The sequence below is a fragment of the Thalassotalea sp. PP2-459 genome (assembly GCF_001913705.1).
Taxonomy (GTDB): Bacteria; Pseudomonadota; Gammaproteobacteria; order Enterobacterales; family Alteromonadaceae; genus Thalassotalea_C; species Thalassotalea_C hakodatensis.
Genome location: NZ_MKQD01000026.1, coordinates 1 through 19,795 on the forward strand (window position 1 = coordinate 1; position 19,795 = coordinate 19,795).

18 protein-coding genes are annotated in these 19,795 nt (G+C 38.7%); 5 read left to right on the forward strand and 13 right to left on the reverse strand.

Annotated elements, in window-relative coordinates:
• From BI291_RS04820 to fabB, 4 genes are all read right to left on the reverse strand, one after another.
• A partial coding sequence (locus BI291_RS04820; protein ID WP_175573075.1) for a FimV/HubP family polar landmark protein occupies window positions 1-1,553 on the reverse strand: 1,553 nt, incomplete at its 3' end.
• A 259-nt stretch (window positions 1,554-1,812) separates the two neighbouring features.
• Entirely contained in the window at window positions 1,813-2,832 is a 1,020-nt protein-coding gene (locus BI291_RS04825; protein WP_074496623.1) for an aspartate-semialdehyde dehydrogenase, read from the reverse strand.
• A 28-nt stretch (window positions 2,833-2,860) separates the two neighbouring features.
• Window positions 2,861-3,976, reverse strand: coding sequence for a 4-phosphoerythronate dehydrogenase (locus tag BI291_RS04830; protein WP_074496624.1), 1,116 nt, complete (start codon window positions 3,974-3,976; stop codon window positions 2,861-2,863).
• A 65-nt stretch (window positions 3,977-4,041) separates the two neighbouring features.
• A complete protein-coding gene (gene fabB / locus BI291_RS04835) occupies window positions 4,042-5,253 on the reverse strand; it encodes a beta-ketoacyl-ACP synthase I (protein ID WP_074496625.1) in 1,212 nt (403 codons plus the stop codon).
• A gap of 171 nt (window positions 5,254-5,424) precedes the next feature.
• Between fabB and mnmC the strand changes: the two genes are divergently transcribed.
• Window positions 5,425-7,407 (forward strand): bifunctional tRNA (5-methylaminomethyl-2-thiouridine)(34)-methyltransferase MnmD/FAD-dependent 5-carboxymethylaminomethyl-2-thiouridine(34) oxidoreductase MnmC, encoded by a 1,983-nt coding sequence (mnmC, locus tag BI291_RS04840; RefSeq protein WP_254849520.1) that lies wholly within the window; start codon window positions 5,425-5,427, stop codon window positions 7,405-7,407.
• 13 nt (window positions 7,408-7,420) lie between these two features.
• Here the strand turns inward: mnmC and BI291_RS04845 are convergent, their stop codons facing one another.
• The 4 genes from BI291_RS04845 to nhaA all read right to left on the reverse strand — a co-directional run bounded on the left by BI291_RS04845 (window position 7,421) and on the right by nhaA (window position 10,638).
• The gene (locus tag BI291_RS04845) at window positions 7,421-7,699 is read right to left on the reverse strand and encodes a YfcL family protein (RefSeq protein WP_083601903.1); all 279 of its coding nucleotides are present in this window, start codon (window positions 7,697-7,699) and stop codon (window positions 7,421-7,423) included.
• A gap of 12 nt (window positions 7,700-7,711) precedes the next feature.
• Entirely contained in the window at window positions 7,712-8,842 is a 1,131-nt protein-coding gene (locus tag BI291_RS04850; RefSeq protein ID WP_074496627.1) for an ATP-NAD kinase family protein, read from the reverse strand.
• Window positions 8,829-9,380: an elongation factor P hydroxylase gene (locus BI291_RS04855; protein ID WP_074496628.1), complete on the reverse strand. Its 552-nt coding sequence runs from the start codon at window positions 9,378-9,380 to the stop codon at window positions 8,829-8,831. Before BI291_RS04855 ends, BI291_RS04850 begins: the two co-directional genes overlap by 14 nt.
• 76 nt (window positions 9,381-9,456) lie before the next feature.
• A complete protein-coding gene (gene nhaA / locus BI291_RS04860) occupies window positions 9,457-10,638 on the reverse strand; it encodes a Na+/H+ antiporter NhaA (protein ID WP_074496629.1) in 1,182 nt (393 codons plus the stop codon).
• A 227-nt stretch (window positions 10,639-10,865) separates the two neighbouring features.
• Here nhaA and BI291_RS04865 point away from each other — a divergent pair, with 227 nt between their 5' ends.
• Window positions 10,866-11,336 carry an Lrp/AsnC family transcriptional regulator gene (locus tag BI291_RS04865; protein WP_074496630.1) on the forward strand — a complete coding sequence of 157 codons (471 nt, stop codon included), beginning with the start codon at window positions 10,866-10,868 and terminating at the stop codon, window positions 11,334-11,336.
• A 5-nt stretch (window positions 11,337-11,341) separates the two neighbouring features.
• Here the strand turns inward: BI291_RS04865 and BI291_RS04870 are convergent, their stop codons facing one another.
• Window positions 11,342-12,007: a hypothetical protein gene (locus BI291_RS04870; RefSeq protein WP_074496631.1), complete on the reverse strand. Its 666-nt coding sequence runs from the start codon at window positions 12,005-12,007 to the stop codon at window positions 11,342-11,344.
• A gap of 58 nt (window positions 12,008-12,065) precedes the next feature.
• Window positions 12,066-12,275 (reverse strand): helix-turn-helix transcriptional regulator, encoded by a 210-nt coding sequence (locus BI291_RS04875; RefSeq protein ID WP_074496632.1) that lies wholly within the window; start codon window positions 12,273-12,275, stop codon window positions 12,066-12,068.
• A gap of 157 nt (window positions 12,276-12,432) precedes the next feature.
• Here BI291_RS04875 and BI291_RS04880 point away from each other — a divergent pair, with 157 nt between their 5' ends.
• Window positions 12,433-12,633, forward strand: a complete 201-nt coding sequence (locus BI291_RS04880; RefSeq protein WP_074496633.1) for a hypothetical protein — start codon at window positions 12,433-12,435, stop codon at window positions 12,631-12,633.
• Between the two features lie 128 nt (window positions 12,634-12,761).
• Here BI291_RS04880 and dnaJ read toward each other — a convergent pair whose 3' ends face one another.
• The 3 genes from dnaJ to grpE all read right to left on the reverse strand — a co-directional run bounded on the left by dnaJ (window position 12,762) and on the right by grpE (window position 16,947).
• A complete protein-coding gene (dnaJ, locus tag BI291_RS04885; RefSeq protein WP_074496634.1) occupies window positions 12,762-13,904 on the reverse strand; it encodes a molecular chaperone DnaJ in 1,143 nt (380 codons plus the stop codon).
• 268 nt (window positions 13,905-14,172) lie between these two features.
• A complete protein-coding gene (gene dnaK / locus BI291_RS04890) occupies window positions 14,173-16,104 on the reverse strand; it encodes a molecular chaperone DnaK (RefSeq protein ID WP_074496635.1) in 1,932 nt (643 codons plus the stop codon).
• 219 nt (window positions 16,105-16,323) lie between these two features.
• Window positions 16,324-16,947: a nucleotide exchange factor GrpE gene (gene grpE, locus BI291_RS04895; RefSeq protein ID WP_074496636.1), complete on the reverse strand. Its 624-nt coding sequence runs from the start codon at window positions 16,945-16,947 to the stop codon at window positions 16,324-16,326.
• Between the two features lie 174 nt (window positions 16,948-17,121).
• On the opposite strand from grpE, the gene nadK reads away from it, so the two are divergent.
• Both nadK and recN read left to right on the forward strand, forming a co-directional pair.
• A complete protein-coding gene (gene nadK, locus BI291_RS04900; protein ID WP_074496652.1) occupies window positions 17,122-18,003 on the forward strand; it encodes an NAD(+) kinase in 882 nt (293 codons plus the stop codon).
• A 78-nt stretch (window positions 18,004-18,081) separates the two neighbouring features.
• The gene (recN, locus tag BI291_RS04905; RefSeq protein WP_074496637.1) at window positions 18,082-19,746 is read left to right on the forward strand and encodes a DNA repair protein RecN; all 1,665 of its coding nucleotides are present in this window, start codon (window positions 18,082-18,084) and stop codon (window positions 19,744-19,746) included.
• Window positions 19,747-19,795: the final 49 nt, after the last annotated feature.

Genomic DNA, 19,795 nt, shown 5'->3' on the forward strand with positions numbered 1-19,795 from the left:
ACTGCTGAGGGCTCATCTACTGCTGAGGGCTCTTCCGCTGCTGGTGCTGCCGCCATAGAATCCATTAACGCGTCGATGTCATCAGGATCGCTTAATTCTGACGATAAATCATCGTCAACTGACGATTTTTCTTCTGCTGAGGGTTCTTCCGCTGCTGAGGGCTCTTCCGCTGCTGGCGCTGCCGCCATAGAATCCATTAACGCGTCGATGTCATCGGGATCGTTTAATTCAATGTCTTCAGAAATTTCAACGATTTCTTCATCACCATCTAAAACATCTTTTTCAGGTGCATCGTCTTCGTTTTCGTCAAGGTCAGATAACAACGAATCTAAATCACTTTGATCTAATTCATTACCTTCTAAAGGTTCTGATTCTTCTGAGGAGTCTAAGGATATCTCCTCTAAATCGTCTAAGTCGCCAAGATCATCTAAATCATCTAGATCATCGATATCATTCAAGCTATCGTCTAAATGAATGACATCGTCATCTAATAACTCTTCATTGGGAGATTCAAGATCATCACTAAATAAAGAATCATCATTGTCATCACTTTCTGAAAGGTCAATAGACAGTTCGTCATCAAGAGAGAGTTCATCGTCTAAAGACAACTCATCATCAAGCGATAGTTCATCGTCTAATGATAGTTCTTCTGTAGGCTGACTTTCAGTTTTTTCCGGGATGTCTTCACTTACTGGTGGTTGTGACTTTTCTTCAACAACCTTCTCTTTAGGTTGTTCATCTTGCTTTTTACGCAAAAATAACAGTAACAACCCTGCAATTAACGCTAACGGCAACCCTATCCCCATCGCCAAAAACCATGGACTATTTAAGAAGCTGTCATTGGCATTTTCTAATGCTTGCTCAGCCTTGAGACGTGCTTGTTCTTCAGCCTCGGCTTTCGCCAAAAGTGTCTGTAAAAGAGTAATAGTTTGTTGTTGTTGCAGCTCTACATCTTTACTTTTTGCAACTTCATCTTTCATGCTACCAAGTTGCTCTGTAAAGGTATTAAGTTTTTGTTTAAGCTGTTCGTTTTCTTTAAGTATTGTTTGAAGGCCATCGATGGAATCAAGTACATCGTTTTGTATCGTGTCTAAACGAAGATTTTGCGACTGCTCGTACGTTTGTAATTTATCATTTATTTCGGTTTTCGCTTGATCTAAATCTTTTTTCTTTACCGACTCTTCAGGTGGTTTCTTACTGACTGGCTTAGCGGTAACTTTTTTATCCCATGATGAGTCATCATTTTCCGATTTTTGTTTTGCAATTGCCGGATTTATGCGTGCAATTTCTGCCGTAGATGGCAACGTCAAGTATTGACCATCTATCATGTGATTTAAATTACTGTCTTTAAATGCTTGCGGGTTCTTTTCAAACAACGCTTGCATCACCTGATACACAGAAAAAGCAGGATCAGGACGCACGGTAAGTGCAATATTCCATAAGGTATCTTGTGACGTGATAGGCCCATATCGCTCATAGCGGTAGGTATCGCTATTTTTAGGGCCACGAATACGAATGCCACCCTCTTCTTCAGCAAAAGATGGTATGCTCATTGAGCTAATGCTTACCAAAATTACCTGCCACAGGCACAGGCGTAACAATCGTTGCATTAAGATTTCCTAGCTATTTGTTATTATTTGCCAAATGTTTGGCGCTTCCAACTAATTAAAATACAAAGCAAAATTTATTCCAATTTAAAATAGATTATATAACACTTTGTAGTATGAATCGCTTTTATACCCTTTTTATAACAAAAAAACTCGTCGTTAACTATAACGACGAGTTTTTATTTTTCTTTAGTATATCTTAAGCTTAGCTTAAATGATCTTTAATCAATAATTCTGCAATTTGAATACTGTTTGTTGCTGCGCCTTTGCGTACGTTGTCAGCGACAACCCAAAGGTTAATACCATTAGGGTGACTAATATCTTCACGAATGCGGCCAACAAAAGTTGCATCTACGCCGCTTGCTTCACCGATTTGTGTCGGAAACTCTTCGTCTTTGTCACATACTTCAACACCTTCCGCTTGCTTTAACAGATCTTTAACTTCTTCAGCAGAAATTTGCTCTCGAGTTTCAATATGAATCGCTTCTGCATGACCAAAAAATACTGGTACACGTACAGCGGTTGGATTTACACGGATAGTATCATCACCTAAAATTTTGTTTGTTTCCCACACCATTTTCATTTCTTCTTTTGTGTAGCCATTATCTTGGAACACATCTATTTGTGGAATAACATTAAAGGCAATTTGGCGAGAAAATGCTTTCGGTTCTATAGGTTTGCCACTTAGTAAATCAGCACATTGTTTTGCTAATTCGTCCATTGCTTCTTTTCCTGCACCCGATACTGATTGATAGGTACATACATTAATGCGTTCAATGCCAACAGCCTGATGAATAGGTTTAAGTGCAACCATCATTTGGATCGTTGAACAGTTTGGATTAGCAATGATATTTCGATTACGATAATCTGCTAGTGCCTCTGGATTAACTTCAGGAACAATTAAAGGAATATCGTCTTCGTAACGATACTCTGAGGTATTATCGATAACAATACAACCTGCTTCGCCAGCAATTGGGGCAAATTTAGCAGATATTGAACCACCAGCAGAAAAAAAACCGATTTGAGCTTGGCTAAAATCGAACGTGTCTGCGTCAATTACTTCAACACTTTCACCGTTAAACTCAACAAAGCCACCAGCAGAGCGAGCACTCGCTAATGGGTATAATTTATTAACAGGAAAGTCACGTTGTTCTAATAATTCAATGATTGTTTTACCAACTAGTCCTGTTGCACCTAATACGCATACATCAAATTTCTGTGCCATAGCTTACTCTCTTCTCCTCTATTAATTCTTAACTAAACCCAAGTGCAAGTACTTGTGTTTCACTTTGTTGATCATTAATGACCACTTTTGTCGTTGAAAACTCCCTGCGAGCCGGGTATGTTTTCCTAATATAATCAAAGCCATTAATGTAAACTTGTTGACGAAAAATTCCATCGTCACGCCTTACGTCATAAACCATTTTTACTAACTGATTTAATATAACGTCATTTAGTCTACCATGTAATTCAACTTGGCTTATGGTTGATTTTGGTAATAAGCCCTCAAGTGACTGAATCGGCTTTTTATTTAATTGCTCACATAGTGCCAAATAAAGCATTTCTGTACCACGAGCTTTTCCTTCTAAGCTATAACCAGCAATATGTGCAGTGGAAATTTCACAAAAAGGGATCAAAGCTTCAGCAATCTTCGGTTCATTTTCCCACACATCTAGCACTAACTTAGTTGCCATTCCTTGCTGTTTAAGTAATAACAGCGCTTGGTTGTCTATCACTTCTCCTCGGCATGCATTAATTAATATTTGATCTTCAGTTAAAGACGATAAAACTGTTTGATCAAACATATGATATGTAGGGTAAAGCCTGGTGGTGGTCTTTGGTACGTGTAAGGAAATAATATCGCACTTCAAGATGTCTTCAAAGCTGGAAAATATACGAGAATCTTCGCCTGTAGCTGCTAGTATTGGATCATAGAGTTTATGCTGAATACCTAATGCGGTAAGCTTTTCACTTAAACGACTGCCAGTGTTTCCTGCACCAACAATACCAACCGTTTTGTCAAAAACTGAAAAACAATAACGTTCAGCTAATACGATTAACGTTGAAAGAACATATTCGGCTACCGATATTGCATTGCAGCCTGGCGCTGATGAAAAGTTAATTTGCTTATCAAATAAATACGTCTGATCAATATGGTCAACGCCAATGGTTGCAGTACCAACAAACTTTATTTGTGGACTATTGCTTAACAACTTCTCATTTACTTGAGTTATTGACCTTACTAACAACACCTCAGCATCAATAAGGGTATCTGCTGATAATTCCCTACCATTAAACGCCGTTAACTCTCCGAATTCACCAAAAAATTCAGCTGCATACGGCATATTTTCATCATAATAAATTTTCATAATTTTATAAAAGAAAAAGCCGCTAACTTACGTTAACGGCTTTTTTATTTGACCGTTAGCAGCGCTTATTTATATTTTTTCATCACTAAAGTTGCATTCGTTCCGCCAAAGCCGAAGCTATTTGACATCGCTAAATCAACGTCTTGTTCACGAGTTTCAGTGACAATATCAAGCCCTTGAGCTTGTTCGTCTAAGTTCTCTACATTAATGGATGGTGTAATAAAGTTATGTTCCATCATTAATAACGTATAAATAGCTTCATGAACGCCCGCCGCACCAAGTGCATGCCCTGTCATTGCTTTAGTTGCACTAATTGCTGGCGATTTTTCACCAAACAATTCTTTAATCGCACCTAATTCTTTTACATCGCCAACCGGCGTAGATGTACCATGAGTATTTAAGTAATCTACGTTGCCTTCAACACCTTGCATTGCTTGTTCCATACAACGTACTGCGCCTTCACCACTCGGTGCTACCATATCGTAGCCATCAGACGTTGCACCATAACCGACAATTTCAGCATAGATATGTGCGCCACGCGCCAATGCATGTTCTAATTCCTCAACAACGACCATTCCGCCGCCGCCTGAAATAACAAATCCATCGCGGTCAGCATCGTAGGTACGAGACGCTTTCTCAGGTGTATCATTATATTTAGTTGATAATGCACCCATCGCATCAAACATCATTGCAAGTGTGTAATCTAATTCTTCACCGCCACCCGCAAAAACAATATCTTGTTTGCCTAGTTGAATTAATTCAGCGGCATTGCCAATACAATGCGCGCTTGTTGCACAAGCTGAACTGATTGAATAGTTAACACCTTTAATTTTAAAAGGTGTCGCTAAACATGCTGAACAGGTACTAGACATTGTTTTCGGTACAGCATAAGGACCAACACGTTTAACACCTTTATTACGAAGAGTATCTGTTGAGGCAACAACGTTCGCAGAAGATGCGCCACCAGAGCCAGCAACAATACCTGTGCGGAAATTAGAAACTTGTTCGTCAGTTAATTTGGCGTCATCAATCGCTTCTTGCATTGCAACATAAGCAAAACCAGCAGCATCACCCATAAATCTAAGGGCCTTGCGATCAATATGGTCTTTTGGATTTAGCGTTGGGTTACCCCAAACTTGGCTACGCAACCCGTTTTCAGCAAAGCTTTCAGCTTTAGTAATGCCTGAACGACCTTCTTTTAACGACGCTAATACTTCTTCTGCGTTGTTACCAATACTTGATACGATACCTAATCCGGTGATCACTACTCGTTTCATTTAATTAACCATCTTTAATTTGGAAATTCGGGCGTATGATACAGACTTTTTGTTCGTAAACTGGTCTGTCCAGCGTACACTTGTGCGCTGATTTTTTATCATCATGACAAACACCCTAAAGTAAAGGTAAAATATACCGCGAACGCCAATAAAATTACAGTAAAAATTAACGTGACTGACAATAATCATATCCATTTTCAAGAAGACGGCTCGCCTTTTAGCGACAAATTTGATGACATTTATTTTGATACGGAGTCAGGATACTTACAAAGCCAACGCGTGTTCATTGAAGGTAACCAAATACGCGAGAAGTTGTTAACATCGCAATCAAGATTAACAATTGCCGAAACTGGGTTTGGTACTGGCCTGAATTTTTTACTCACGCTACGGCTATACCATGAGCTTCAATCAACAGAAACATTACCAGAATTACATTTTATCACGACAGAGAAATATCCTCTTAATGGGACGCAATTACAAAAGTCGTTAGCCTGTTTACCCCATTTAAGCCAATTCGCAACACAGTTACTTGCACAATACCCTGAAACACTCACAGGCAATACAGAACTGTTATTTTGTCAGGGTAAAGTTACATTAACACTCTTAATTGGTGACGCTACAGCGAGTTTAGCGTCATTGAGCTGCTCAAACAAAGGCATGATAGATGCGTGGTACTTAGATGGTTTTTCACCGGCTAAGAACCCACATATGTGGCGCGAAGAACTCTTTAAAGAACTCGGTAGACTTTCAATTGCCAACGCAAGCGTTGCTACTTTTACCGTTGCTGGAAATGTCCGTAGAGGCTTAACGAACAATGGTTTTCGCGTGCAACGAATCAATTACGGCGGTAAGAAAAAAGAAATTCTTACCGGTAAGTTTCAACACAGTGCTCGTTTCGGTAAGGGCTATCAACTAAGACCACTTCGTTCGAAGCCTCAGCATGTTTCTATTGTTGGTGGCGGTATCGCGAGTGCATGTCTTGCCTATAAATTGGTGCATAAGGGTATTCATGTCACCTTATACTGTAAAGATAAACAACTAGCACAAGGAGCATCGAATAACCCTATTGGCGCGTTATACCCTTTAATACATCAAAAAGCTGATGAATTAAGTCAATTTTATCAACACGCATTAGCAAATGCGCGTTCATTTTATCAAGCGCTAATATCACAGGGAGCTAGTTTTTCTCATGATTGGTGTGGATTATTAGAGCTTTCTTTTAACGACAAATTACAAAAACGCCAACAAGGCATTTCTGATTCTGCAATCTGGCCTAATTCACTTATTCGTAGTGTCGATGCTAAAGAAGCAAGCCAGTTATCTGGGGTAACCTTATCTGATGGTGGCTTGTATATTCCAGATGCTGGCTGGGTAGCTCCTCATGAATTAACAACAGCGATTATAGACTTATTGCAACCTACAGGTTTATTAAAAGTAAAATATAACGTTACTGTTGAAGCGATAAAACAGCTTATTAATAAAAAGTGGCAGTTGCAGACCAACAAGGGGCAATTAATGGCTAGCAATTTAGTGATGGCAGCTGGCGCAGAAACCATTAAAATAGCGCCGATATCACAGCTGCCTCTACAACCTGTTAAAGGTCAAATTACGGCATTAACCACCAATAAGCAAAGCAAAAGTTTATCTACGGTTATTTGCCATAAAGGCTATTTAACCCCTGAAAGTAACGGCATACATTGCATTGGCGCGACCTTTGAAAAAGATAAATTTGATACTACTACGGAAGATCAAGCCGATCAGTACAACCTTAGAATGCTGAAGGAGTCAATGGGTAATCAACTAGGGTGGCAATCTTCAGATATTATTGATAGTAAAGCCAGAGTCCGTTGTATGACTCCTGATCACTTACCAATTTCAGGGCCGATGGCAAAAGTTTCACAGCACACTGAGATCTATTCTCATCTGTCAAAAGATAAAAATTGGCGTTACCAAACACCAGCGCCATACATGCAGAACCTTTACGTATTAACAGGGTTAGGTGCAAGAGGAATTTGTTCAGCGCCGCTTTTGGCGGAAATTTTAACCGCGGATATCTGCGGTACTCCTTACCCTGTCAATAATGAAATGGTATTTAGTGTATCAACCAACCGATTTATCATTCGTGACATTATCAAACGGAAAGTAGCGCTGTAAAAGACAGTTAGCATTACCCCTTAACTGCTAACTGTTCAATTAATTGGTGCCAGTAACATTTAACAACCTCACGATCACTCGGTGAAAGTTCAGTTCTTGCAGCTGTCATACTTTCACTAACGTGTTCAATTAACGGCGTTGATATTACTTGATTCTCATCACCAAACTCACCTGCTGATAGTGCAATAAACCCTCGAATATAGCTTGATGCAAATAGCTCATCGCTAATCACATCTTGTGCCGCTAGTTGATCAAAATGATGATATAAATCTGATAAATGAACGATACTCACTGAAACTCTCTTTTATTGTGGACTAGAAACGGGATAATAAACTTGATCATTATACCCTGTGATCACCGGCATAAAACCTGATAACTCATCATCTAATGTATTATCGCCGGTATCAGCAATTAATGGCCGAGAAGCTAACGCAGTTAATTTAGCTTTTGTAGCAATAATCAATATATTTTCTTTACCTATTTCTCTGATAATACGGGGGCTTAACTGTTGGTTTCCTCGACCAAAAATGTGACCTTGCCCACCAATCAAAGTAATAACAAGTTTGATACTTCCTTTGTGTTGGTGTAACAATTGCCATAATTGTGGCTCTGTCACATCATTTGCTAATAGCCTTTGCTCATGAACCACATCGACACCAAGTAACGTATTATTGAGCCCTAATTCTTCCATTAAAAAAGCCGTCGTTGAACCAGAGCCAATAACAACAAGCGCATCATCCATTTTATCGATGATATCAGCAGCAATATCTTGTAAAACCAACTCATCTAATTCTTTACCACCAGACTTAGTTGCTTGCACATAACGCAATTCAGCAGGTACTTGCATTTCTCCGTAACGTTTAGCTTTTACTACACCTTCACGGAATAAAGATTCGTCAATATCCATTACATCAGCTTCTGTTAAGGTAACAAGTTGGTGCGTTACCATTAACTCAACAATTCTACCTGCAGCAGTAGGAGTGACCGCATAAACACCAGAATGAATTTTACAACCCGCTGGAATACCAAGTACGGGAAAATTATCGCCAACTCTATGTGATATATTGCGGGCGGTTCCATCACCACCAGCAAATAACAACAGATCGATACCAGCAGAAATTAAGCTATCAACAGCGTTTTCAGTATCTTTAAAGCATGTTTTTGTTGTAGGGGAACGGTAAACAACCTGGTAATTAAAACCAAGCTCTTTCGCTAAAGTTTCTCCCATGTCGCCATTAACCGTATAAAGTGTTAACGCGTTTTTATAGGGTAATAAAACGGTTAGTGCTTGTTTTGCACGAGCATTGGCCATGGGTTTAGCCCCTAAAGCAATGGCTTGTTCAGCAATACCTTCACCGTCACTACCTTTAAGGGCCACACTACCACCAATACCCGCAATTGGATTAATAATAAAACCTAACTTAAACATCGGCATATAACTCTTGATCTAACAAAAACTGCTCGTCAGTTAACGGCAATCGGCTTTGATAAAAGACGGCAAGTGCAGTTATAAACTGCTGGGCTCTCTGTGGGAACCCAACCGAAATATAATGTCTAACTTGTTGATAAACTGCATAACGAAAAGCGATGCTATCAACGTCTTCACCCTGTAAATTGTCTGCAGAGACATGAAACGGAATACCAGCGACGACACAAAACGCCCACTCAATCGCCTGAGGTTTAACTTCTACTTGTTCAAAATGCTTTTGTTGCGCTGGTGATCGCCCATCAGGATGATACCAATACCCATAATCTTCTAACGTTCTTCTATGCGCTCCTGCAATACACCAATGCGCTATTTCATGTAACGCGCTAGTAAAATAACCATGAGCAAAAATGATGCGATGAAAATTCACAACATTAGTGGCAGGTGCGTATAACGGCTCATGATCACCCTTTACCAGTCGAGTGTTGTAGTCGTTAAAAAATGTTTGTTCGAATAAATTAATAAGATCTTGATAATTGTGCTGCATTTGTCCGACTAACTGAACAATTTGCGATATTCTATCGAAAAATGGCGATAATTAATATCGCCATTTTCAGTTTTAACTAGGGCTGCGAATCTGGTTTGTTAACTTTATATCGGATCAATAAATAACCCAATATTCCTGAAATTAATGAGCCAACAACAATTCCTAGACGGTCTTCGAATATCGTACTCCCGGCTGTTTGTTCAAACGCTAAGGAGCCAATAAATAAGCTCATGGTAAAGCCAACGCCACAAAGCATTGCTACCCCGTATAACAGCCCCCAGTTTACGTTTTCAGGGAGCTTGGCAAACCCTAATTTTATGGCAACAAAACAAAAGCCAAACACACCGAGCTGCTTACCAATAACAAGGCCAGCAATAATACCTAAAGGCACTGGCGATGTAATGTCAGAAAAACCTATACCTGAAAAACTAATCCCTGCATTAGCAAAGGCAAAAATAGGTAAAATGATAAATGCCACCATGGCATGTAAATTGTGTTCTAACGATTTTAATGGTGACGGCTCATCTTCTTTTCCTTTGATCGGGATAAACAGCGCTAAAATAACACCGGCGAGTGTGGCATGAACACCTGATTTTAAAACAGCAACCCAAAGCACAATACCAAAGAAGATGTAGGGTGATGTATCTGTAATACCTCGTCGATTAATGATAAACAAAATAGTTAACACGATTGCTGATACCACCAACGAAGTCATTGACAATTGATCGGTGTAAAACAATGCAATAACAATAATAGCGCCTAAATCATCAAAAATAGCAAGCGAGGTTAAAAATACTTTTAACTGTAAAGGAACTTTACTACCAATAATGGCTAAAATTCCTAATGCAAAAGCAATGTCAGTTGCCGTTGGAATAGCCCAACCACTTAACGCTTTGGGGTTATCAATATTGATTATGGCGTAGCAAAGTGCGGGTACCAGCATACCACCCACGGCACCAATCGCGGGCAGTGTAATTTGCCCTGGTTTAGATAAATCACCTTCTATAAACTCCCGTTTAAGCTCTAGACCAACGAGAAAAAAGAATAACGCCATTAGGCCATCGTTTATCCAAAGTAATAACGGCTTAGCAATTTCAAAACTGCCTACCGCTACTTTTACAGGTAAATTGAGTAATAAGTCATAATAGGGCGAGAAAGGTGAATTGGCGATCATCATCGCTAAAATTGCTGCTGCCATGAGTATTAACCCGCTAGCAGCTTCTAATTTAAGAAAATCTTGTATATTTTTTATTGGCATACAATCCTACGGTTAAAAAAATTGCGCAGACATATTATGTCAAAATGAACTGTGTGACAATATGATCAGCCACAGATATATAAAAAATAGAGTCATAAAACACATGTTATTAATTCGGAAAAATATAAAATATTCGACATTAATTTTATTTTTCACGAAGTTTCACTAGTTTTTCTGATAAAAATAAGTGTAATATGGCTTAGCAATGAGACACAAAAAGAAATATTATGAAGAAGTTAGACGATATTGATCTTAACATTTTAACCCTCCTGTACAAAGATGCCGACATCACTAATAAAGAACTTGCCGCTCAAATAGGGATTGCTCCTTCTACCTGCTTAGAACGTGTAAAACGGATGAAAAATCATAACATCATAAAAGGTGCTTATGTTGATATCAATTTCAAAAATATCGGTGGTAATATCGAAGCAATTGCAGCAATTCGTTTACAGCCCTATTCAGAGCAGATTGTAAACAAATTGCGCGATGACTTATTAAAACTACCAGAAATTGTTAGCCTTTATCATATGGGAGGAAGTTACGACTACTTTATTCATATGTCAGTTAAAGATAGTGAGCACTTACGAAAGTTTGTTTTTAATGCCGTAACCTCCCGTGAAGAAGTGCAAACAGTCGAAACTTCGTTAGTGTTTGAACACAGTCGTAGTGGTGTTTTGCCGAGCTTTGAAGACGATTAATTGTTTTAATTTTCAAAATCTTTTGTTTCATAGTACAAAGGCTTCATTGTACCGCAGTTAATAAACTTATAAGTTAATTCGCCTGATGTAGGTATCTGCGTTGACGTTTTAAATTTTTGCGCACATGCGCCTGATAAGTCAACAAAAATCAAATGGTCAAAACTTGGAGGCTGTTGTATTTTATGAATATAAATTCTTTCATTTTTACGCAGAGTCACCGAATCATACTCTTTCCATAACCCTGATTCAGCTAGATTTTCTAGTTTTCTTGCGTATAACTTTTTTGCAAACACAATAGGGTGATTTTCATAAACTAAACTACCACCTCGTTCAAAATGGCCCAAATACACATCAGCAAGTACTGTTAGTTCCTCTCCCCTTTCTAACCTTTGTAAGTTAAATGGTTCTGGCTTAATAGTCACTAATTCAGCATCGCGAACCAGGTTTAAAAACGAAACCTGTTTCGTTTCAATTTTATAGAGGATCTGCATATCATGTGGTTTTTGATACAACGGCAAATGAGACGCAAAAACACGTGAGCCTTGTGACACCAACACCATGCCATGAACGCCAACATATTTAGGGTTTAAAGGAGGGAGAGGTTCCTCTTCTGCGAAAGCTGCTTGACAATATAAAGTCATAAAAATGAATACAATAAAAAAATCACGCATAATATTCTCAAAAGATTAAGGGGCCATTAATTATAGCCGCTCTACAACTTTTTAAAACCTATTCCCTTATTTCAAGCAGATCACCTGGCTGACAAGCCAATGCATCACACAGCTTTATCAACGTTGAAAACCTAATCGCTTTTGCTTTACCTCGTTTTAAAATAGATAAATTGGCGATAGATATGTCAACAGCCTCAGAAAGCTCTGTTAGGCTCATACCCCTGACAAGTAATAGATAATCAAGATTTACTTTAATTTTTGATGTCATGACAATTCATTAAAAGAGTAATCAATACAGTTACGTTACCAATATACACATTGTTTTACAATAAAAACTTATCGATAAACGATAAAAATTAATTGACTAACAATAAAATTAGTATATTCTAACTTATGAGTTTATTAAATTTTTTACAAGGATATTAATGATGTGGATTATACTAATAACTGCAATATACCTAATGTATTTAGTATTCGTAATAGGGGTAAGTTACCGACTAGGCACATATAAAACAGAGAATGCAACAAAAGCGGCTATGCTAGGTTTTGTTTTGTCTTTTTTACCACCGCTAGCGCTTATTTACTTAATCGTTTTGTTTCTCAAAGAAGATGTGGCTATCGTGTAAAGGTTAATACCTCTTAAAATAGCCAAACTTTATAAGTGACCATAAAAAAAGTCCCACAATTGTGAGACTTTTTCTATTATTAATACAACATTAACATTGCATAATCACAAGACTAGATTCCGAGTACTTTATGATTTAAGGTCGTCAAAAAACTTTTTAACGCTATCAAAGAAACCGGTTTCTTTTGGGCTATGCTTCTTTGAGCTCGTACTCATTTTCGACTCTAATTGACGCAATAAATCAACTTGATCACCCGTTAAGTTGATTGGTGTCTCTACCACAACTTTACACATTAAGTCGCCAACACTGTGGCTTCTTACCGACTTAACCCCTTTACCGCGTAGTCTAAACATTTTACCCGTTTGCGTTTCCTTCGGAACTTTTAACTTCACTTTTCCTTCCAAAGTAGGCACTTCTATTTCGCCGCCAAGTGCTGCTGTTGAAAAGCTAATTGGCATTTCGCAAAACAAGTTATTTTCATCGCGAACAAAAATAGGATGATCTTTTACATGTACTTGAACATATAAATCACCTGCTGGTGCACCTTGTTCACCTGCTTCACCTTCACCTGACAAACGAATTCTATCGCCAGTATCCACGCCAGATGGAATTTTAGCATTTAAGGTTTTCGTTTTTTGCACGCGTCCTTGACCATGACACGAATTACAAGGGTCAGAAATAACGCTTCCTTTACCATTACAACTCGGACACGTTTGTTGTACCGCAAACATACCTTGGCGCATTTGTACTTGGCCATGGCCATGACAAGTACTACAGGTTTTAGGTTGTGTACCTTTTTTAGCGCCAGAACCATTACATGGATCACATTGAACATAAGTGGGTACTTTAATTTCAACAGACTTACCACGAACCGCTTCTTCCAAAGACAATTCTAAGTTATATCTTAAATCACTGCCGCGACGTGCTCGTTGGCCTCCGCCGCCGCCACGACGACCTCCACCAAAAATATCACCAAATACATCACCAAAAATATCACCGAAATCAGCACCACCGCCGCCAAAGCCACCACCGCCCATGCCACCTTGTTCAAAGGCTGCATGACCGTACTGATCATAAGCAGCGCGCTTTTGACCATCCATGAGCACTTCATAAGCTTCTTTTATTTGCTTAAATGTCTCTTCTTTCTCTTTATCACCTTTGGTACGATCAGGGTGAAACTTCATAGCAAGACGCTTATAGGCCTTTTTAATTTCACGATCAGACGCATCTTTGGCAACTTCTAATAGTTCATAGTAATCGCGTTTTGACATAGCTTTAATTCTTTATATTTACTGCAGGTTTCGAAAATTAATTTTTGTATTCGCTTAAACCAATAAAAAAATCAACTCTGGTATTTTGTTGTTAAACACAATAAAGCGCCGACAACGACGCTTTATTAACACCCTTTTTAAAAATTAAGGGCTTAGAAGCTTTAAGTTAGTTGGCTTTAGTACAAAGCGGAAACACGGAGCATACAAGTGTATGTGAGTATTTCCAACAAAGTAAACAAGCCAACTAACGACAAGATTCAAGTCCGACTTATTTGTCGTCTTTAACCTCTTCAAACTCAGCGTCAACAACATCATCAGCTGGCTTTTCACCTGAGCTTTGAGCTGCATCAGCACCAGGTGCTGAACCACCTTGTTGTGCTTGCGCTTTCGCTTGAGCAATTTCCATTAACTTATGCGAAGCTTCTACAACAGCTTGTGATTTAGCGTCAATCTCTTCTTTGTTGTCGCTTTTTATCGCGGCTTCTAGCTCAGTAAGCGCTGCTTCAATTTTTTCTTTATCTTCAGCTGGCAAATCATCACCTGCTTCAGTAATTTGAGTGCGTGTTGCGTGAACCATGCCATCAGCTTGGTTACGCGCTGTCACTAATTCTTCAAATTTAGCATCTGAATCTGCATTAGCTTCAGCGTCACGTACCATTTGTTCTACTTCATCATCAGACAAACCAGAAGACGCTTTGATGGTGATTTTCTGCTCTTTACCTGTGTTTTTGTCTTTCGCAGACACATGTAAAATACCATCAGCATCAATATCGAATGTTACTTCAATTTGAGGCATACCACGTGGTGCGGCATCAATACCTTCAAGGTTAAACTGACCTAATGACTTATTAGCTTGTGCTTGCTTACGCTCACCTTGCAAGACATGTACAGTTACCGCAGCTTGGTTATCTTCGGCTGTAGAGAACGTTTGCGACTGTTTCGTAGGGATAGTCGTGTTTTTATCGATAACTTTCGTCATCACACCGCCCATCGTTTCAATACCTAGCGATAATGGTGTTACATCAAGTAATAATACATCTGTTACATCACCTGCTAATACACCTGCTTGTACTGCTGCACCAGAAGCTACTGCTTCATCAGGGTTAACATCTTTACGAGGCTCTTTACCAAAGAATTCTGTTACCACTTTTTGTACTAATGGCATACGTGTTTGACCACCAACAAGAATTACATCAGTGATATCAGTTGTTGATAAATCAGAGTCAGCCAAAGCTGTTTTTAATGGTTCAAGCGTTGCTTTCACCATGTCTTCTACTAACGATTCAAGTTTCGCACGTGTCACTTTTATGTTCATGTGCTTAGGACCTGAAGCGTCCGCAGTAATGTATGGCAAGTTAACATCTGTTTGTTGTGCAGAAGAAAGCTCACATTTTGCTTTTTCTGCTGCTTCTTTAAGACGCTGCATTGCTAATGGATCTTTCGTTAAATCCATGCCTTGATCTTTCTTAAACTCTTCAACTAAATAGTTGATCATGCGATTATCAAAATCTTCACCACCTAAGTGGGTATCACCATTTGTCGCAAGTACTTCAAATGTGTGTTCGCCATCTGCTTCATCAATTTCAATGATTGAAATATCAAAAGTACCACCACCTAAGTCATATACAGCAACAACTTTTTCACCTTTTTGCTTATCCATACCGTAAGCAAGTGCTGCAGCTGTTGGCTCATTAATAATACGCTTAACATCTAAACCAGCAATACGGCCAGCATCTTTAGTTGCTTGACGTTGAGAGTCATTGAAGTATGCAGGTACTGTGATAACAGCTTCTGTTACAGACTCACCTAAGTAGTCTTCAGCTGTTTTTTTCATTTTTTTCAATACTTCTGCAGAAACTTGTGGAGGCGCCATTTTCTCGCCTTTCGCTTCTACCCACGCATCGCCATTATCAGCTTTAACAATACCAAATGGCATAATGTCAATATCGCGTTGTACTTCTTTGTCTTCAAAACGACGACCAATTAAACGCTTAATGGCGAATAATGTGTTGTTAGGGTTAGTTACCGCTTGGCGCTTTGCCGGTTGGCCAACTAACGTTTCACCATCGTCTGTATATGCGATGATAGAAGGAGTTGTGCGATCGCCTTCCGCATTTTCTATAACGCGTACTTTGTCGCCATCAAGAACAGCTACACATGAGTTAGTTGTCCCTAGGTCAATACCAATTATTTTGCCCATCTTAAGGATCTCCAAATACTTTCATTTACAATTAATTTCGTTGTTGACCATTTAGTGGGGGCAGAAAAAATTGTTTTCAACTGCTTCCCCCTAAAAAAATAAAAAAAATGTCACTTTATTTACCTGAAAACGACATATTTAAAATTAATTTATATTTTCTGTTCAACATGCGTTAAAAAAGCCAGGATAATTCCTGGCTTTTTTTAAGAAACAGCGTGACTACGCTTCTGTATCAACGGCAGGTTTTGCTTTTGATACCATCACCATTGCAGGTCTAACTAAACGGCCATTTAGTTCGTAACCTTTTTGCATTACGGCGATGACAGTATTAGGTTCCACGCCTTCTACTTCTTGCATTGACATAGCTTGATGCAATTCAGGGTTAAAAGGTTGATCTTGTGGTTCAATACTTTTTACATCAAATTTTTCTAACGAACTAAGAAAACTTTGTAAGGTTAATTCAACACCTTCAAGCATTGGCTTTGTTTCTTCATTTTCTGCATCAAAAGAAGCTATTGCACGCTCAAGGTTATCAACTACAGGTAATAATTCGCCTACAAATTTTTCTAAAGCAAACTTACGTGCTTTTTCAACATCTTGTGCACTGCGTCGGCGAACATTATCCACCTCAGCTTTCGCACGGATCACTGAATCTTTTTGATCAGCAACTGTTGTTTGAGCTGCAGCTAATGCTAGCTCTAACTCATTTATTCTTTCTTGTTCAGCACTGATTGCTTCATGCGCGTGCTCATGTTGCTCTTCCACTTGCTGTTCAGCTTCTGCAATAATTTTCTCTGCAGCTAATTCCTCTGCACTTTTATTTTCTGATGATTCATTAGACATGAAACAACTCCACAATTCTTAATCTAACAGGATAATATAGTCGATTTTGGTAATTATGGGGGCTTCGCTTTACGATTCAAGCTTATTTCTAAAAGTTTTCTAAAAAACTAAACTTTACAAGCGGTTAAAATACAGCGAAACTTTTACTATTGATTCACTTTTTGTTCTCTGATGATGACTACTGTTTACAGCACAATAGGCCTTATTGGCAAACCAAAACATGATGGTGCTAAAAACACCATAGAAACGTTATATAAATTTTTATCTGAACAAGGCTATCAAATACTGATTGAAACATCCGTAGCAAATGGTTTGGCAATAGAAAACATTAATCATCGAACACTTGTTGAGATTGGCGAGCAAGCAGACTTAGCTATTGTAGTCGGCGGCGATGGTTACATGTTAGGGGCTGCTCGTGTACTCTCTTGTTACAACATCGGCGTGATAGGTGTTAACCGAGGTAACCTAGGTTTTCTTACCGATTTGCCTCCCACCGACTTAATAGAACCACTAAAACAAATATTGAATGGCAAGTCTCGATCTGAACAGCGATTTATTATCGAGGCTGAAGTGTATCGCCATGGAAAATTAAAAAGCTCAAATAGTGCAGTCAATGAAGCGGTACTACATGCCGGTAAAGTTGCTAGCATGATAGAATTTGAAGTGTATATTGATGGCAGCTTTATGTTTAGCCAGCGCTCTGACGGCTTAATTGTATCAACACCCACAGGCTCTACGGCTTATTCGATGTCGGCAGGAGGGCCAATATTAACCCCCAATCTCAATGCATTGTCTTTAGTGCCAATGTTTCCGCACACCCTCACAAGCAGGCCAATAGTCGTTGATGGTGAAAGCGAAATTAAATTAGTATTGGCAAACGAGAACTACGAAAGTTTACAGGTAAGTTGTGACGGACACGTTATTTTAGCCGTTTTACCTGGAGATGAAGTGATCATTAGAAAAAGTGCCAATACACTTAGACTCATTCATCCATTAGATCATGATTATTTCAATGTGCTCAGACAAAAACTAAGCTGGGGTAATAAGCTTTATTAAAATGAAGTAAATTTTACTTGCATCACTCATAATTACTGTATAAATTAACACCTATATATTAATACAGTAGTTGACATTATGCTTATACATTTATCGATTCAAAATTTTGCCATTGTAAAATCGTTAGAAGTTGAATGGCGTTCAGGAATGACCACCATCACCGGTGAAACCGGTGCGGGTAAATCTATCGCTATTGATGCATTAGGCTTATGTTTAGGAGATAGAGCCGTTACTAACGTTGTTCGTCCACATTGCAAACAAGCTACGTTGGTCGCGACATTCGATATATCAAAAAATCCAAAAGCAATAAGCTGGTTAACTAACAATGATTTTTCTATTGATGATGAATGTATTTTAAGACGTGTTATATCTAGTGAAGGGCGTTCGAAGTCATACATTAATGGAACTCCTGTTCCACTTGCTCAACTTAAAGATATTAGTCAGCTATTGATTAATATTCATGGCCAGCATGATCATCAATTAATCACCAAAAGTCATACTCAAAAGCACATGCTTGACGCCTTTGCTAACCATCATGAGTTAGTAGATTCAGTAAAGTTTTATTACCAAAAATGGCAAGGTTTAACTCAAGAGTTAGCAAGTTTACAAGAAACTCAACAAAGCCGAGAGGCACAACAACAATTATTGCAATATCAAGTAAATGAGCTTGATGATTTTTCGATATTAGCAGACGAGTTTACCCAATTAGAGCAAGACTATAAGAAATTTAGTAACTGCCAACACCTACTCGATAACTCTCTACAAGCGCTTCATTTACTCAGCGATAATGAACAATTTAACATTAACGATGCCTTACGATCTTGTATCGAAAAAGTTGCTGATATTGCCAACGTAGATCAACACATTTCTCCAGTTATCGAACAAATGAATGAAGCATTACTTCAATTAGAGGACGCAAGCCAAGAACTACAAAGCTACCATGAACGCTTAGAGCTTGACCCAGAACACTTTCAACATATAGAAGATAGGTATTCAACAGCCATTCAACTAGCGAAGAAACATCAAATACAGCCAGAAGTTTTATACCAATTGCATCATGATCTTAAGCAACAATTAACCATGATTAGCTCTGATGAAACACGCTTAATACATTTACATCAAGATATTGATGAGGCTAAAAGTCAATACTTGGATACTGCACAGGCATTAACTCAATCACGCCAAACCTCTGCTGAAAAATTAAGTGCATTAATTACCGACAGTATGCGTGAGCTTAATATGGAACATGGTCAATTTAATGTAGCAGTCAATAGTAACCCTGCTGATAAGATGTCTGCAACAGGTAGTGACGACATTAACTTCTTAGTAAGTTTAAACCCAGGGCAAGCATTAGATATCATGAGCAAAGTTGCCTCTGGTGGTGAATTGTCAAGAATAAGCCTAGCTCTGCAAGTTATTTTATCTCATCAAATTACCGCACCAAGCTTAATATTTGATGAAGTAGATGTTGGTATAAGTGGCCCTACAGCGGCAATGGTCGGTACAAAGTTGCAGCAACTTGCTGCAAATACACAAGTTATTTGTGTCACCCACTTGCCACAAGTCGCGAGTAAAGGCCACCAGCAGCTCTTCGTCAGTAAATTAACCGATGGTGAACATACTGAAACAAATGTTACGGAACTTAGCCAACAAGCACGCGTCCAAGAAATTGCGCGATTACTCGCTGGTGACCAAATAACAGACTCAAGTTTGGCAAATGCACAAGAATTATTAGCAAGTTAAGCTAAGCATCTGGCGAGACTGCAATGCTTATTAGAGAACATGCTGTTTG

What these genes read in the sequence shown, in the direction of transcription:
- BI291_RS04825 (WP_074496623.1), bottom strand. Translation starts at nt 2,832, where the DNA reads ATGGCACAGAAATTTGATGTATGCGTATTAGGTGCAACAGGACTAGTT.
- BI291_RS04830 (WP_074496624.1), bottom strand. Translation starts at nt 3,976, where the DNA reads ATGAAAATTTATTATGATGAAAATATGCCGTATGCAGCTGAATTTTTT.
- fabB (WP_074496625.1), bottom strand. Translation starts at nt 5,253, where the DNA reads ATGAAACGAGTAGTGATCACCGGATTAGGTATCGTATCAAGTATTGGT.
- BI291_RS04850 (WP_074496627.1), bottom strand. Translation starts at nt 8,842, where the DNA reads ATGCCGATGTTTAAGTTAGGTTTTATTATTAATCCAATTGCGGGTATT.
- BI291_RS04855 (WP_074496628.1), bottom strand. Translation starts at nt 9,380, where the DNA reads ATGCAGCACAATTATCAAGATCTTATTAATTTATTCGAACAAACATTT.
- nhaA (WP_074496629.1), bottom strand. Translation starts at nt 10,638, where the DNA reads ATGCCAATAAAAAATATACAAGATTTTCTTAAATTAGAAGCTGCTAGC.
- BI291_RS04865 (WP_074496630.1), top strand. Translation starts at nt 10,866, where the DNA reads ATGAAGAAGTTAGACGATATTGATCTTAACATTTTAACCCTCCTGTAC.
- BI291_RS04870 (WP_074496631.1), bottom strand. Translation starts at nt 12,007, where the DNA reads ATGCGTGATTTTTTTATTGTATTCATTTTTATGACTTTATATTGTCAA.
- BI291_RS04875 (WP_074496632.1), bottom strand. Translation starts at nt 12,275, where the DNA reads ATGACATCAAAAATTAAAGTAAATCTTGATTATCTATTACTTGTCAGG.
- BI291_RS04880 (WP_074496633.1), top strand. Translation starts at nt 12,433, where the DNA reads ATGATGTGGATTATACTAATAACTGCAATATACCTAATGTATTTAGTA.
- dnaJ (WP_074496634.1), bottom strand. Translation starts at nt 13,904, where the DNA reads ATGTCAAAACGCGATTACTATGAACTATTAGAAGTTGCCAAAGATGCG.
- dnaK (WP_074496635.1), bottom strand. Translation starts at nt 16,104, where the DNA reads ATGGGCAAAATAATTGGTATTGACCTAGGGACAACTAACTCATGTGTA.
- grpE (WP_074496636.1), bottom strand. Translation starts at nt 16,947, where the DNA reads ATGTCTAATGAATCATCAGAAAATAAAAGTGCAGAGGAATTAGCTGCA.
- nadK (WP_074496652.1), top strand. Translation starts at nt 17,122, where the DNA reads ATGACTACTGTTTACAGCACAATAGGCCTTATTGGCAAACCAAAACAT.
- recN (WP_074496637.1), top strand. Translation starts at nt 18,082, where the DNA reads ATGCTTATACATTTATCGATTCAAAATTTTGCCATTGTAAAATCGTTA.